This window comes from Neobacillus terrisolis (genome assembly GCF_051233475.1).
Lineage (GTDB): Bacteria > Bacillota > Bacilli > Bacillales > Cytobacillaceae > Bacillus_BU.
Genome location: NZ_JBKFGH010000008.1, coordinates 42988 through 58916 on the forward strand (window position 1 = coordinate 42988; position 15929 = coordinate 58916).

16 protein-coding genes are annotated in these 15929 nt (G+C 39.4%); 2 read left to right on the top strand and 14 right to left on the bottom strand.

The annotated features are described in order from the left end of the window. Nucleotides 1-23: 23 nt before the first annotated feature. From rpiB to ACI48O_RS05865, 10 genes are all read right to left on the bottom strand, one after another. Nucleotides 24-482, bottom strand: coding sequence for a ribose 5-phosphate isomerase B (rpiB, locus tag ACI48O_RS05820; protein WP_435560796.1), 459 nt, complete (start codon nucleotides 480-482; stop codon nucleotides 24-26). A gap of 195 nt (nucleotides 483-677) precedes the next feature. After that, nucleotides 678-1709 carry a zinc-binding dehydrogenase gene (locus ACI48O_RS05825; RefSeq protein ID WP_435560797.1) on the bottom strand — a complete coding sequence of 344 codons (1032 nt, stop codon included), beginning with the start codon at nucleotides 1707-1709 and terminating at the stop codon, nucleotides 678-680. 6 nt (nucleotides 1710-1715) lie between these two features. Then, nucleotides 1716-2762: a galactitol-1-phosphate 5-dehydrogenase gene (locus ACI48O_RS05830; protein WP_435560798.1), complete on the bottom strand. Its 1047-nt coding sequence runs from the start codon at nucleotides 2760-2762 to the stop codon at nucleotides 1716-1718. Nucleotides 2763-2898: 136 nt separating this feature from the next. Then, a complete protein-coding gene (locus tag ACI48O_RS05835) occupies nucleotides 2899-4170 on the bottom strand; it encodes a PTS galactitol transporter subunit IIC (protein ID WP_435560799.1) in 1272 nt (423 codons plus the stop codon). Nucleotides 4171-4234: 64 nt separating this feature from the next. Further along, the gene (locus ACI48O_RS05840; RefSeq protein ID WP_435560800.1) at nucleotides 4235-4516 is read right to left on the bottom strand and encodes a PTS sugar transporter subunit IIB; all 282 of its coding nucleotides are present in this window, start codon (nucleotides 4514-4516) and stop codon (nucleotides 4235-4237) included. Nucleotides 4517-4661: 145 nt separating this feature from the next. Next, nucleotides 4662-4946: a PTS sugar transporter subunit IIB gene (locus ACI48O_RS05845; protein WP_435560801.1), complete on the bottom strand. Its 285-nt coding sequence runs from the start codon at nucleotides 4944-4946 to the stop codon at nucleotides 4662-4664. 48 nt (nucleotides 4947-4994) lie between these two features. After that, nucleotides 4995-5447, bottom strand: a complete 453-nt coding sequence (locus ACI48O_RS05850; RefSeq protein ID WP_435560802.1) for a PTS sugar transporter subunit IIA — start codon at nucleotides 5445-5447, stop codon at nucleotides 4995-4997. 31 nt (nucleotides 5448-5478) lie between these two features. After that, nucleotides 5479-7524: a BglG family transcription antiterminator gene (locus ACI48O_RS05855; protein ID WP_435560803.1), complete on the bottom strand. Its 2046-nt coding sequence runs from the start codon at nucleotides 7522-7524 to the stop codon at nucleotides 5479-5481. Nucleotides 7525-7779: 255 nt separating this feature from the next. After that, entirely contained in the window at nucleotides 7780-9084 is a 1305-nt protein-coding gene (locus tag ACI48O_RS05860; protein ID WP_435560804.1) for an ammonium transporter, read from the bottom strand. 5 nt (nucleotides 9085-9089) lie between these two features. Further along, a complete protein-coding gene (locus tag ACI48O_RS05865) occupies nucleotides 9090-9449 on the bottom strand; it encodes a P-II family nitrogen regulator (RefSeq protein WP_435560805.1) in 360 nt (119 codons plus the stop codon). Between the two features lie 524 nt (nucleotides 9450-9973). Here ACI48O_RS05865 and ACI48O_RS05870 point away from each other — a divergent pair. Further along, nucleotides 9974-10738 (top strand): ion channel, encoded by a 765-nt coding sequence (locus tag ACI48O_RS05870; RefSeq protein ID WP_435560806.1) that lies wholly within the window; start codon nucleotides 9974-9976, stop codon nucleotides 10736-10738. Between the two features lie 6 nt (nucleotides 10739-10744). Here the strand turns inward: ACI48O_RS05870 and ACI48O_RS05875 are convergent, their stop codons facing one another. The 3 genes from ACI48O_RS05875 to ACI48O_RS05885 all read right to left on the bottom strand — a co-directional run bounded on the left by ACI48O_RS05875 (nucleotide 10745) and on the right by ACI48O_RS05885 (nucleotide 13913). Beyond that, nucleotides 10745-11155 carry a YugN-like family protein gene (locus ACI48O_RS05875; protein WP_435560807.1) on the bottom strand — a complete coding sequence of 137 codons (411 nt, stop codon included), beginning with the start codon at nucleotides 11153-11155 and terminating at the stop codon, nucleotides 10745-10747. A gap of 89 nt (nucleotides 11156-11244) precedes the next feature. Beyond that, nucleotides 11245-12594, bottom strand: coding sequence for a glucose-6-phosphate isomerase (locus ACI48O_RS05880; protein ID WP_435560808.1), 1350 nt, complete (start codon nucleotides 12592-12594; stop codon nucleotides 11245-11247). A gap of 155 nt (nucleotides 12595-12749) precedes the next feature. Continuing rightward, nucleotides 12750-13913 (bottom strand): iron-containing alcohol dehydrogenase, encoded by a 1164-nt coding sequence (locus ACI48O_RS05885; protein WP_435560809.1) that lies wholly within the window; start codon nucleotides 13911-13913, stop codon nucleotides 12750-12752. Nucleotides 13914-14072: 159 nt separating this feature from the next. Here ACI48O_RS05885 and ACI48O_RS05890 point away from each other — a divergent pair, with 159 nt between their 5' ends. Further along, the gene (locus ACI48O_RS05890) at nucleotides 14073-14306 is read left to right on the top strand and encodes a DUF378 domain-containing protein (RefSeq protein ID WP_435560810.1); all 234 of its coding nucleotides are present in this window, start codon (nucleotides 14073-14075) and stop codon (nucleotides 14304-14306) included. Nucleotides 14307-14687: 381 nt separating this feature from the next. Here the strand turns inward: ACI48O_RS05890 and ACI48O_RS05895 are convergent, their stop codons facing one another. Next, nucleotides 14688-15878, bottom strand: coding sequence for an ornithine--oxo-acid transaminase (locus ACI48O_RS05895; RefSeq protein ID WP_435560811.1), 1191 nt, complete (start codon nucleotides 15876-15878; stop codon nucleotides 14688-14690). Between the last annotated feature and the right edge of the window lie 51 nt (nucleotides 15879-15929).

A 15929-nucleotide genomic window follows, 5' to 3' on the forward strand; every position in this document is an offset into this window, starting at 1 on the left:
TCTAAATACATGGACTCAATCACCTAGCAGAATGTGTTAGCACCGTTTATTTCAAGGTCAGACACTTGATCAATTCTTTCCTGATGGCGTCCTCCTTGAAAGTTTGCATTTAACCATGTATCAACAATAAGTAGGGCCAGTCCCTCACCAATCACTCGTTCGCCCAAGCAAAGAACGTTGCTATTGTTATGTTCTCTCGTCGCTTGAGCCGAGAATGTATCGCTCACTACAGCAGCGCGGACACCATTTATTTTATTAGCGGCTATCGACATGCCGATTCCGGTTCCGCAACACAAAATACCTAAGTCACTATTTCCGGATGCCACTGCCTGACCAACCTTTACAGCATAACTTGGAAAATTCACGCTATCTTTGCTATATGTACCAAAATCCTCAACCTCTATGTTCTTTGCTTCGAGGTGTTGTTTGATTGCTTCCTTTAATTGAAATCCACCATGGTCACAACCGATGGCCAGCTTCATTCTATCACCCTTTCTACTAAGTAAGACCTGACCTCATATTACCACCTATAGCCATCACAAAGAATGCGGTTTCATCCCATTTAATGTATTGATTGTTGTAGTTCGGAGTGATGAGATGGCACGGTTTTTCTAACTAAGAATGTTCTACAAAAAATACCCACAAACTCAACATAATAGTTTGTGGGTATCATAGTTTTATGACTCTACAATTACCTTTATCTCATTCCCGGCCATAACGGCTTCAAAACCTGAACGCCATTCTTCCAAAGGAACAACCTTAGTAATCATTTTCTCAGTATTAATTTTATTGTTTTTCAGTAGATCAAGAGCAATATCCCAAGAGCTAGGTTTTTGTGAACGAGTGCCAACATAGGAAATTTCGCGTTGGATGATTGATTCTTGATCAATAGAATTCATCTTTTGGCCGAACAAACCAACCTGTACGAATGTACCTTTTTTCTTCATAAGCGGTAAGCCAGAGTTTACTGCAGGAACCGCACCTGAACATTCAAAAATTCGATCCACTCCATAACCATTTGTATGGGAAAGAACGACTTCTTTCAAATCCTCCTGCATGGTATCGACAATGACATCCGCACCTAGTTCTTTCGCTAACTCTAATCGCTTTTGGTCTTTCGTAATCCCAGCCATAATAACGAAAGCTCCCTGTGCTTTCACAACCTGAAGCTGCAGCAGGCCGATTGGACCAGGCCCAAAAATTAACACCTTATCGTTTTCAGTCACAGTTGTTTTTTCTAAAGCAGCGTGAACACAACAAGCCAAAGGCTCTGTGAACGCAGCAGCACGCAGGCTCACCTCTTCAGGCAGGACATGTACACTTTCCTCACGAGAAATAACATAATCTGCGAAGCTGCCATTTACCTGAGTACCAAGCCCTTTACGATCCGCACATAAATTGTAGTCACCTTCTAAGCAATACTCACAAGTTCCGCATGTTGTGAAAGTCGTTTGGCTTGTCACTCGATCGCCAACTTTCACCTTTTTAACATTTGGTCCAATCTCTACAACCTCACCGGAAAACTCGTGACCAAGCACAACAGGAAGAGTCGGATTGCTGTAATCACCTTTAAAGGTATGAATATCCGATCCACAAATCCCAGTATAAGCGACTTTAATTTTTACTTTATCATCGTAGACACTAGGTTCTGCGATATCTACCAACGACATATTATCATATCCGATTTCTTGCTTCATTACTGCTCTCATCTTTATTTACACCTCATTTGGAATAATCAAAACCTTGTTGTAGGATTCCTCACGATTGATCATGACGTTAAAAGCCTTTTGAGTGTCTTCCAACTTGAATCGGTGGGAAATTAATTCTTTCAGTTGGATCTTTCCTTTATTTATAAAATCAATGCTTGTTTTCCATTCTTCGCCAGGAAACGGGGCTGAATAGGAATTCCAAAAACCTTTTAATGTCAATTCTTTTCTAAAAATGCTTTCAAATGCTTTTTCTCGAAGCAAGACATCCGCATAAGCAATTCCTAAGTAACCAACTTTTCCTTTTTTACGGGTAATTAGTAAGCATTGTTCTTGAGTGATTTTGGAGCCAGCGCACTCTAGTGCAATATCCACCCCTAAACCATTTGTGTACTCTTTAATTTTCTCTTCCAAATCTTCATGCAGGGGATTAATGGTTCGCTCGCAGCCCATTGCAACTGCATCTGCAAGTTTTTCTTCAGAAATATCGATCGCTATGATTTCTTTTGCACCGGCAATTTTCAACCATTGAATAGCTAAAATTCCGATTGTTCCAACTCCAAAAACAGCCACCACATCACCAATTTTTGGTCCGATGTTTAAAACTCCGTGCAAAGCTACAGCCAATGGCTCAATCATCGCTGCATCTTCAAAATCCATATCTCCAATCGGAATCACATACTCCGCCGGCATATTGCAAAACTCTGCAAACCCGCCAAAGGATTTACTGCCAATCATCCCATGGTCTTCACACAAGTTATACTCCCCGCGAAGACAATACTCGCATTTTTTACAAGGGTGAAAAGGAATCGCGACAACGCGATCACCGATTTCCACATTGGTTACATCTTTGCCTTTTTCAACGATATAACCGGAAAACTCATGACCCATGATGGCCGGGAGCGGGTACTTCCATTTGCTGACCATCTTATGAGTATCAGAACCGCAAATACCGGCTGCCATAACTTTTATCTTCACTTCATTATCTTGACATGTACCTATTTCAATATCTTGATAAACGAAATGATTTTCAGAATGTAAGACTGCGGCTTTCACCTAAAGGACCTCCTATGAATATGGTGCTAAGCACCATTTGTATTCAGAATATTCTTTCTAATTTTTCGAAAAAATAAAACTTCCAACAGTGGGGGAGTTCTAATCCCCACTGTTGGTAGTACCTTAGATTGTCATATTAGAAAATGGATTCCCAAAGTTGTGCAAACTTAAGGATTGCCCAGTTAAATAAGTTACCGCCAAGGTCTAAGCTGGAAATTTGCGTTGCGCCTGCAGGCATATCAAATTTAGCGCCTTCCATCATCAGCGTGTGGACTTCGGCAAAGTCAGTAGCCATGTATAATGACAAAGCAACCATCACGACACCAGCAATTAATGAGTGGATGATATTTCCTTTTCTAGATCCTACAACGAATGCAATATAAAATGGAATCGTAGCTAAGTCACCAAAAGGTAATACTTTATTTCCAGGTAGAACTACTGCTAGGAATAATGTAACTGGTACTAATAATAATGCTGTAGCCATTACAGATGGATGCCCAACAGCAAGTGCCGCGTCAAGACCGATGTAGATTTCGCGATCTCCATAACGCTTATGCAAGAATTCACGTGCAGCTTCAGAAATTGGGATTAAGCCTTCCATTAGAATCTTTACCATACGCGGTAAAAGCATCATAACAGCACCCATTGAAATACCAACTTTTAGAACTTCTCCTACTTCATAACCAGCAAGTGCACCGATTACTAGACCGAGGACTAGACCCATCATCATTGGTTCACCGAAAACGCCAAAGCGCTTTTGAATATGTTCTGGATCCGCATGTAAATTTTTAATTCCAGGAATCTTCTCGACAAGCATACCTACTAAAATACCAATTGGTCCGAACGCTGCTGTTGAACCTGTTGGTAGTGAAATACCCTCAAGGCCATAAAATTTTGAAACCATTGGAGCCGTTTTGTCTGCAACATATAAAACAGCAATTTCATAGATAACAGCACATAGGATTGCAAACCACCAGCTGCCTGTTACGATATATCCAGTCGCACCTGCAGCAATGAAATGCCAATAGTTCCAAATATCGATATCAAGTGTTTTTGTAAATTTCATCATTAACAATAAAATATTGACAGCTAAACAGATTGGAATCAGAATCGCAGCAACCGGAGATGCCCAGGAAAGAGCAGCAGCAGATGGCCATCCCGTATCAATAACGGTTAAATTTAATCCAAAACGCTCAACCATTGCTTGTGCAGCTGGTCCTAAGTTATCTACTAATAAACCAATAACAAGATTAATCCCTACAAAGCCAATACCAATGATAATCCCTGATTTAAAGGCTTTCTTAAAACCGGTTTTAAATAGTAATCCTAATAGAACAATGGCAATTGGTAAAATGACGGTTGGTCCAAGACCTAACACATACTGAACGCCAGATAATAACTTGTCCATTTTTAAACCCCCGATATAATGTTTTTTTATCTATAGTTTTGGGTTAAAGATGTGTTAAAACAGATTATTTTAAGTGATCAAGAATCTTTTGGTCTAACGCACTCATTCCAATTCCGGTTATGTAAGCAGTAGCAATGATAGCCGGAATATCGTAGGTTGTTGGAAGGATCGTTGTAGAAACGATTAAATCTGCACCTTCCTGCTTAGATTTAACTTCGGCAATTTTACATTGAATAACCTCTGCATTAATATTGTTGTCTTTTATCAAATTTTCAACCTTTTGACAAACTACTGTTGAAGTTGCAATACCTGCTCCACAAGCGACTAGTACGGTATATTTTTTCATGTTGTTTTCCCCCAATAAATTTATATTTAATAGCATGATTTATTGCTAGATTCCCAAACTTATTGATTCATTTGAACCGTCATAAAATTCCTAAAAAGATAAAATAATAATGGCTGTAGACTAAGTTTTATTTAGAATCTGATTCTTAATCTTTTAGTGCTTCGATAATTTTTTGGTCTAATTTCTCCATCCCAATTCCACTAATATAGGCTGTCGCACTAATTGCTGGAATTTTATAAGTCGTTGGTAAAATGGTGGTTGAAACAATCAAATCAGCACGATCCTGAAGCGAAGCAACTTCAGCGATTTTACACTGTACTACTTCAGCATAGATGTTATTCTCTTTTAACAATTCCTCAACGCGTTCGCAAACTACAGTTGAAGTTGCGATGCCTGCTCCACATGCCACTAGTACTGTGTATCTTTTCACTACTATTTCACCTCCTTAAAGTAAACTAATGTTGGATGATCGATTATGTTAAGAAAAAATAGCCCTTATTGCTTCACTGCTGGACGATTTTAAAATTTCTTCAATCTTATTATCGTCTTGAATGACTCCCATAATTTGCTGTAATACCGTTAATTGGTTATGAGGTTCATTTAATCCAAGCATGAACACCACGTTGACATTGACCTGTGCCGAACTATCATCCATACGGTAGAAAGGAACCGGATTTTCTAAAGTCGCCACAGCAATAAATTGCTCAAATACAAATTCTGGATCTGTATGTGGAATCGCAACATTGTAATGATTCATGCATAAGCCTGTTGGAAACACAGCCTCTCTCGCCTTTACTTTTTCAAGGTATGCTTCATCAACATAGCCACGTTCGAATGCTTCTTGATAAAGCAATTCAAATACTTCATCTTGATTTTCACACTTTACATGAACTTTAATCAGTTCATCCTTTAAAAATTGTTCTAATGACATGCCTTTCTCTCCTTGCACCCTATGTTCTAATTTATTTTGAATAGGCGATAATCTTTTCGTAAATCTCATTCTCACTATTCATCGCGATGATTTGGTCAATATCCTCTTTAACTCCTGACAGCTTTAGCAATTGCTTAAGAGCATTAAAATGTTGATTTTTATCAACTGCCGCAATGACGACGATTAAGTGGACCTTATGACTCCCATCAAAATCAATCCCATTTTTTAGTACTAATAAACTCATGCCGATTGAATTTACACCATCGTCTGGACTAGAGTGTGGAATGGCAATATTTTGTCTTAACACAATATGCGGTGTCATAGTTGGATACTGTGTTTTCATCGCATTCACATATGCGTCCGAAATGATTCCCGTTTTCAAGAGTGGTTCTGATGCAAGCGAAATTGCTTCTTCCCAGTTACTAACACTGTCCGTTAATAGAATCATGTCAGGCGTAATCAAATCTGCTAGATTATAGTCCTGCTTTTGCTGGACTTCGCCTGTTTTTTGCGATGAAAAATAGTCCTGCAAGGCATTTACCAATGATTGTTTTTCTTCAACCTTTACATATTTCTCAATAATGTTCATGATCTGCTCAACATTTATAATGGAAGAGTTTAATCCAAATATTTGCTTCATGACCCGCTGTCTAAGTTGAACTTTTTCATAATCGGTAATAAACCGTTCTACAATAAACAGGTGTTTATCAGTTTGGAGAGGTACCGGTGAAAACACAATATCCCACTCCATGTTTAATCTTTCAAATTCCCTGATGGATAAGGCATCGTAAAAATAAAACTCTGGGAATAACTCACGCAAAGTATTTTCCATCAGCTTCGAAATCGAAATCCCATTTGGACATACAACCACGGCTTTTTTCTTTAAATGAATGGTTTCGCCAATGTTGATTAAATGTCCGCCAACATAGATGGTAATAAACATCTGTTCACTCTCGGGAATCTCGCAGCCGATATAATCCTCTAACGGTTTAATCGAGTCCTTCACAATGTAATGGACCGCTTCAAATCGTTCACTGCCCTTTTCAATAATTGAATAATCGGCTGTTAAATGATATTTAATTCGATAATAAGCAGGTTTCATATGCTGGAATAATCTTTGCAGTAAGACTTCCTTATCCTTTAACGTGATACAAGCTTTTTTCTCAAATAAATAAAGGCACTCTTCCAACGCTCTTTTTAACTGAGGCAAATCCGCATCAGTTAATCGATCTGATGACAACACATTTGATGTTAAGAGCTGCAAGGTTAAAAATAAGCGCTCGGCTTCAGAAATATTTTCAACACTTGGCATTAATAGCTCGGCTGCTTCATATTCCTTTGTGTCCGATAATTCTTTATAATCAATATGAAAAGAATCTGTTATCAACTTACCTACCTTAATTCTTTTTAATATGATGGCAATAATATATGGAAGAATCTTGATCTTTTCATCAATGAACTTGAGATGTAATCGCGTTTCAACTTCCTCCATTTGATTTCTTATCACATTGATTTCATCGCCCGAAATTTGAATAAGCTCCTGGATAAAAGACTCACCATTGTAAATCCCAAAGATGGATTGCAACAATTCAACCAGGACTTTTCGTTTATCCCATTCACTCCCCGATAGATCATATCCATGAATTCTCGAGTAAACAATTTCTAATTGGTATGGATTAATCATACTTTGGGCTAGCTTCAAATCACGGAGCACTGTATTTTTGCTAATTTCTAATGCTGACGTAAAATGAATAAGCGATAAATCTTCATCACAACTTAAGATCATTAGCAGGATAAGCTGAGCTCTTTCTTTTTCTGAAGGTATATACTTCGTATTTGTTTTCTCGCTCTTTTTTGCTAACAAGTCGATTAATTTCGGATTGATGATAAACTTTCCACTGTTGGTTCTTTTAATTGTTGGATAATTTTTTTCTTCCAACCACTCATTAATTTTTTTAAAACTATAACTTACTTGCCTGCGAGATAATTGGTGTTTTTCTTCTAAAACAGTATTGGAGATTTCGGGGTTAGCTAATACCTCTTTTAATAGAAGATTACTCCTTTCATCCAGATACATTGTTTATTCCCCCTTATCTGTTTCTAGTGTAACAACAAATGCACGAGATTTGTTTACGCTTTCATTCCCATTTATTGCGCTTGAATTGTTCAACATGATGATTTGTTTTGGATATTTTTTACTATTCCAATATAAAATCATTTATATTACAGTTCTAACAACTTTCTTTCACTTCAGTAATTATAAATAATAGTGGCTATGTGTAAACAAAAAAAGTCAGTTCACGGTAAATGAACTGACGAATTTAATATTATATTAACCAACTATTTTTTTCGTTTTTGGTGGAGCGACGGCAATACCGGTTGATTTTTCAAAATTATATAAGCTAGTTGGGAGATCAGCGAAACGCTCCAGTTCGTTATATGCCGGAATACCATGATAGGACATATCCAGTCCTTCTTCCTCTTCACGTTCAGAAGCCCTTAATCCCACTGTTTTCTCAGCAAGTTTGGCCATAAATATTCCACCGCTCAATCCCCAGACACAAGCAATCAAAGCTGCTACTATTTGAATCTTCAATAGAGCAAAGGATCCGGTTGTCAATAAGCCTTGAGTTGAATCAAATAGACCAACTGCAATCGTCCCGAACACTCCATTAAAACCATGGACCGCAACTGCACCAACAGGATCATCAATTTTCAAATTGTCAATTAGGAGTGTTGCAAAGATAACGATGATTCCACTGAGTACTCCGATGATAATCGCACTCCATTGGGAGACATAGGCGCATCCAGCCGTGACAGCAACTAATCCAGATAATACCCCATTGATGGTCATACTAGGGTCTGCTTTACCAAATTTCATCATTGTTAGAAACAGAGCAGTTGTTCCACCACTAGCTGCAGCAAGCATTGTATTGATAGCAATTGTAGCAAGGGCAGCATTAGAAGCATCTAATGTGCTTCCTGCATTAAATCCAAACCACCCGAACCATAGGATAAACGCACCTGCTGAGGCAAGCGGAATGTTACTTGGTGCAAACACATTTGCACTGCCATCCGAATTAAATCTCCCTTTTCGCGGCCCCAAGATTTTGGCTATTGATAGGGCAGCAAAACCTCCAACAGCATGAATTACTGCTGAACCAGCAAAATCCTTCACTCCTAATTTTGCTAACCAGCCTTCGCTATGCCAAAACCAATGGCCTGAAATCGGATAGAGAAGGGCAGTAATCATAACCGCCATTAACACATATGCCTTGAAATTCATTCGTTCGGCAACTGCGCCGGAAACAATCGAAATACAAGCAATCGCAAAACCCATTTGAAAAAGAACATATGCGGAGCTTGGCAATGCAATTGAAAGTTCAATTTTCTCCGGGCCCCCAAATAAGGAGGTCCCCACAAAACCAAATACGTCGTCTCCAAACATGATTCCAAATCCAATTAACCAAAAGGCGAGAGCACCGACAGTTAAATCAACAAAAATCTTCATTGTTACGTTAACTGCATTTTTTGTCCGTACAAAACCTGCTTCAAGTAGGCTGAATCCCCCTTCCATGAATAAAACCATAGCAGCAGCGATGACAACCCAAATCGTATTCACATAGATTAATTCCACTGTTTTTACCCCTTTCGATTCACTAGGTCGTCAATAGATAAATCCGGTGTTCCTGTACGGATATTGTAAGCCTCATAAATTGGATAGACATATATTTTTCCGTCACCGTCTTCCCCTGTTTGAGCCATTTCAATAATTTTCGTAACAGTTGGTTCGACCATATGATCGGATAATACAATCTCCAATTTTACTTTTGGATGAAGGGTCACTTGATAATTTTTGCCACGATAGACACCTTGTGTATCCTTTTGTTTTCCTCTCCCGACAATTTGCGAAACAGTAAAGCCTGTTACTCCTATGCTTTTCAACCCTTTTATTGTCTCGGTGATTTTTTCCGGTCTAATAATAGCCTCGATTTTCTTCATAGCTTCCCCCTTATTCTAATGTTAGATTTCCTGACATCACTATGATATGAATTATAACAAGAATAAAAGAAGTGTCAATAAGAAAATTGATTAAATATTCCTTCCTTTTATTTCCCCTATCCCCATGTTACTTTTTGGGAATTATTATGATGGCTGTGTTAAGGAACAATGTTGATTTTGAGCACTCTGTTGATTGGAGCGGAAGGTGCGAGACTCCTGCGGGAGAAGGTGTCACGGGAGACCCCACAGGCGCTATCGCTCCGAGGAGAAGGAAAAGAGGAAGCGGCTTGCCAAGGGGCGACAGGCATAAGACGAGCCGGCATGAAGGTCGGTCTTTGACCTTCTTGACGGATTGGCTTATGACCCCGAGCCCCTAGCCGCTGCAGCTAGACAGGCTCCCGGACTCCCCCGCTGGGTCGCTGAGCACCTGTAGCGGAAATCAACAGCCAAATATTACAGAAACATTATGATAAAAGACATTTTCGGAAATAATGTTTTTAGTAGCGTAAAAGCGAGGTGAGGGCATGAAACAGTTCCTTTTTTCAAACTTCATAAAGTGCCCACTAATTATCAGACTATTAATCATATCAATTTCCATCATTATCTTATTTGGTGTCACGATTCATTGGATTGAACCCAAAAATTTCAAAACCATTTTTGATGGAATTTGGTGGGCAACTGTCACTGCATCAACAGTCGGTTTCGGGGACTTTTCACCTAAGACGGTTCTGGGGAGAACGGTCGCCATCTTTCTTATCTTGATTGGCGCCAGCTTTTTTACCTATTATTTTGCCAATTTGGCAACTGTAGCTGTTACAAAACAAAACGAATATTTTGAGGGAAAGCGAGTTTTTAAAGGCATGGAACATATCATTATTATCGGCTGGAATGAACGGTCACGGGAATTAATCGCTGAACTTGAAAAGAAAGAACCTTCAACAAAAATCGTTTTAATCGATGAAACTCTAACAAAACTACCGATTCCTTTTCGAAGTGTTCATTTCATTTCAGGTAGGGCCAATTGCGATGATACACTCATGAAAGCAAATGTAACAAAGGCAAAAGGAGTAATCATAACAGCCGATCCTAATAAAGAAGAATTGCACTCAGATATGAATACCATTTTAACAATGTTAGCTATTAAGGGGATTAGCCCTTCCGTTTCATGTATTGCCGAAATCCTGACAAATGAACAAGTAAAAAATGCGGAACGGGCTGGTGCGGACAAAATTATTCGTTCCAATTTGCTATTAAGCTCCGTTATGCTTAATAGCATTTCTACCAACTAAGCATGATTAATCATTCATAAGAATTTCTTCAAGTACTTGTACCAATGCTTTGCCCTTATCCACATATTGATCAGGGAAAGAGGCGTCTTTATCGACTGGTTCTTGAAATTGATTGAAGCTAGCATTAGAGTTATCCACATGTACGTGATCATCCAAATTCGCTTGATAAACATGTGATAATAAAAACGGCCGGCCAATTTCTACTGTACAATTCCTGGAATCGAGTTGGCCGTCAACAGCGTGAAATGGGATCCTTAAAAATTGATAGCTGCTATGCTCATCGTTCATTTTATAATCAAAGAAGCCATGGTCATATTCCCAGTTACCCCCTATGGAATAGCCAATTGGCTTTAGTTCTTGTTCTAGCTGATATAAGTCGATTTGTTCCCCCTCAATTTTTGAAGGAATTTCAATCATGATGTTTACCGCCCTTCGCCTTTTTGATTAGTTTTCCCCTAAAATAAAAAAAGATAACCCGGAATCATTCCGAGTCATCTTTAGAAATCTTATTTAAGACGCTTTTCAAGCTCTGCTTTTTTCTCTTCAAAACCTGGTTTTCCTAATAAAGCAAACATGTTCACTTTATACGCTTCAACACCAGGCTGGTCAAATGGATTTACCCCTAGAAGATATCCACTCATCGCACATGCTTTTTCAAAGAAATAAGCCAAATAGCCGAACGTATATTCATCCATTGCTGGAATCGAAACGATTAAATTAGGAACGCCCCCATCTGTATGAGCAAGCATCGTCCCTTCAAACGCCTTATTGTTAACAAAATCCACTGTTTTACCAGCAAGATAATTCAAGCCATCTAAATCATTATTTGCTTCTTCAATGGTTAGTTCATGACGAGGATTGTCCACTTTTACAACCGTTTCAAACAGGTCGCGTCGTCCTTCTTGAACATATTGACCTAAAGAATGAAGGTCAGTAGAAAAGTTTGCTGATGCAGGGAAAATTCCTTTTTGATCTTTCCCTTCACTTTCACCAAATAATTGCTTCCACCATTCAGAGAAATATTGTAAGCCTGGCTCATAGTTAATCAGCATTTCAATCGTTTTCCCTTTATTATAAAGAACATTTCTTACGGCAGCGTATTGATAAGCTGGGTTCTCTTCTAATTCGGACTTTGAAAAGTCTTCGCGAGCTTGAGCTGCTCCCTTCATCATTGCTTCAATATCAGCACCGGCTGCAGCGATCGGAAGCAGACCTACAGCTGTAAGAACGGAGTAACGACCACCAACATCATCCGGAATGACAAAGGTTTCAAAACCTTCTTCGGTAGCTAACGTTTTTAAAGCCCCCCGCGCTTTATCGGTTGTAGCATAAATACGCTTACGCGCTTCGCCTTCACCATATTTTTCCTCAAGGAGCTTACGGAAAATCCGGAACGCAATAGCCGGTTCTGTTGTTGTACCTGATTTTGAAATAACGTTAATGGAAAAATCTTTACCCTCGAGTAAATCCATTACATCTCTCATATATGTAGAACTAATATTATTTCCGATAAAAATAATTTGCGGAGTTTTGCGTTTTTCTTTTGGCAAAGCATTGTAAAAGCTGTGCTTCAACATTTCAATTGCAGCTCGAGCTCCCAAGTATGAGCCACCGATTCCAACCACTAAAAGCACGTCAGAATCCTGCTTGATTTTTTCAGCTGCCTTTTGAATCCGAGCAAATTCCTCTTTGTCGTAATTGACAGGAAGGTCAATCCATCCTAAAAAATCACTTCCCGCTCCTGTTTGTTCGTGCAGAGAGTGGTGAGCAACTTTTACGAAATCTCTTAAGTATGTAACCTCATGCTCTCCAAAAAATTGAAGTGCTTTCGAGTAATCAAAACGAACGTGTGTCATGTAAGATCCTCCGTTAATTTTTTATTCCATTTCACTTTATCGAATGATGTTTCGAGAATCAAGCCGCATTCTCCATTTTAAGCGTTTCCAAAGTGAAAACATTTTTACATTATTCTACACAAATAATAATCATTCTACATAAAGCCTGTCAGATTTTACAAAGAGTTCCGATAAATTGTCAAAACATCTTCTTTATTTAATTTTTTGAAACGACCAAACTCTCCGTAAATCATCGCTTTATCAGCCATAACCTCTAATTTACTGTCATCGATCTGATAATCAGCCAAACGGGAAGGGGCGCCAATGCTATTCCAAAATTGCCGTAGCTTATCAATACCAGCTAGGCCAATTTCTTCAACAGTTTTCCCAATTGGATCGATTTCAAATACTCTTTGTGCAAGCTGTGCAAACCGTTCTGGCTTCACATGTAAAGTATGCTTCATCCAATTTGGAAAGAGTATAGCGAGACCGCCGCCATGAGGAATATCATATACAGCAGAAACGGCATGTTCAATATTATGGGTCGCCCAATCACCTTGATACCCCATTGAAACCATCCCATTTAAAGCCATTGTTCCATTATAAAGAATGGTTGCCCGATGCTCATAGCTTTCCAAGTCATTTAATAGCTTTGGTGCTGTCTCCATTACTGTAACCAACAATGATTCACACATTCGATCCTGAAGTAAGGTATTTTCTTCATGATGGAAATAATGTTCAAAAACGTGAGACATCATGTCAACGATTCCATAAATAGTTTGATCCCTAGGAACGGTAAATGTATTAACCGGATCTAATATAGAAAATTTAGGGAACACGTACGGACTACCCCAACCATACTTTTCCTGGGTTTCCCAATTGGTTATAACCGAGCCAGCATTCATCTCAGAACCTGTTGCCGCTAACGTTAGCACGGTCCCGAATGGTAGCGCATCCGTTATTTTCGCCTTTTTGGTAATTAAATCCCAAGCGTCTCCGTCATATTTAGCCCCTGCAGCAATTGCTTTCGTGCAGTCAATGACGCTTCCGCCGCCAACTGCCAGCAGAAAATCTACGCCTTCCCGCTTACAAATGTCGACCCCTTTACGAACAGTTGTTATTCTTGGATTCGGTTCAACACCGCTCAGTTCAAATACCTCTGCGTCAATTTGATTTAAATACTGAATGGTTTTCTCATATAAACCACTCTTTTTTATACTACCCCCACCATACACTAATAAAACCCGTTTTCCGTATTTCGGGATCTCAACCGTTAAATTTTCTAATTGACCTTTTCCAAAAATGAGTTTTGTTGGATTCCAATATGTAAAATTTTCCACTAATCTCACCTTCCTCGCTCATTATTATTATCTATTTCTTCATGAAATGCAAAAAATGTATATTATTCTAATAAAATTTAATCCCTCTCTCTTATTCGTGAATAAAGAAGATTAAAATGTATCATTCTATAGGTGAAATTATTAAAAGGAGGAAATAATATGAGTGCAATTCAACGTATAGCATTAATACTTACCATAATCGGAGCAATCAATTGGGGATTAATCGGATTCTTTCAATTTGATCTTGTGGCAACAATTTTCGGCGGACAAGATTCAGCACTCTCTAGAATCATTTATGGATTAGTGGGAATTGCCGGATTAATTAACCTCGGCCTGCTATTTAAACCAAATGAAGAAACAGTCCGGGAGCCCCAGGCGAATCCAACACGATAACTATTAACTTTCAAAATCAGGTGATTGAAAAAAGGGATGACTTGCAACTTGAAGTCACCCCTTTTTTGTATTTGGCTGTGTCAAAGAACAATGTTGATTGGAGCGGAAGGTGCGAGACTCCTGCGGGAGAAGGTGTCACGGGAGATCCCACAGGCGCTTTGCGCCGAGGAGAACGAAAAGCGGAAGCGGCTTGCCCAGGGGCGACAGGCATAAGACGAGCCGGCATGAAGGTCGTTCTTTGACCTTCGTGACGGATTGGCTTATGACCCCGAGCCCCTAGCCGCTGCAGCTAGACAGGCTCCCGGACTCCCCCGCGGAAAGCGAGCACCTGGAGCGGAAATCAAAAGCCAAATATAACACAGCCTTGTATTTAAAGGTCGATTACCCTAAGACTTTTTTAATCCGTTCTATTGCCCAATCTAATTCTTCCCTAGTAATAATAAGCGGAGGTGCAAAGCGAATGACTGTATCATGGGTTTCTTTACAAAGCAAGCCTTCATCCTTCAAACGCTCGCAAAAGGAGCGGGCAGGTGCATTTAGTTCAACACCAATAAACAAACCTCTCCCTCTAACTTCCTTTATCATAGGGTTTTCGATTTCTCTTAATTTTCCAAGGAAATATTCTCCCATTTGAAGCGAACGCTCCACTAAATTTTCTTCAATCGTAACGTCCAATGCGGCGATTGAAACAGCGCAAGCCATTGGATTCCCGCCAAACGTTGAACCATGGGAACCAGGATTAAAGACACCAAGTATGTCTTTATCTGCCACAACACATGAAATCGGGAATGCGCCTCCCCCTAACGCTTTTCCTAGAATATACATATCAGGGTTCACATTCTCCCATTCACAGGCAAACATTTTTCCAGTCCTGCCTAAACCAACCTGAATCTCATCAGCAATAAACAAAACATTGTTAGCTTTACACAACTCGAAGGCTGCTTTCAAAAAACCCTTCGGCGGCATCTTGATTCCTGCTTCTCCTTGAATCGGCTCAATTAAAAATGCCGCAGTATTCGGAGTAATGGCATCACGCAGCTTTTCAATATCACCATATTGGATCAGCTTAAAGCCGGGAAGCATAGGTCCGAAACCACGCTTATATTCAGGTTCCGAGGATAACGAAACAGCAGTCATCGTCCGTCCATGGAAATTACCCATGCAAGCAATGATTTCAGCCTGGTTATCAGCTACCCCTTTGACATCATAAGCCCAACGACGTGCTGCTTTAACTGCCGTTTCAACAGCTTCTGCCCCGGTGTTCATTGGAAGAGCCATCTCTTTCTTGGTCAACTGAGTTATTTTTTCATACCAAGGTCCGAGCTGATCATTATGAAAAGCACGTGAGGTTAACGTAACACGATCAGCCTGATCCTTTAAAGCTTGAATGACTTTGGGGTGTCGGTGTCCTTGATTAACTGCTGAGTAAGCACTCAACATATCCATATATTTGTTTCCCTCAGGATCCTCAACCCAAACCCCTTCAGCTTTAGATATTACGATTGGCAGAGGATGATAATTATGAGCACCATATTTTTCAGTGAGGTCGATTAACTTTTGTGATTCAGCCATACCTTTCCCTCCTTTTACAGTTGAGACCGATTTGATTTTATTTTACCTTTC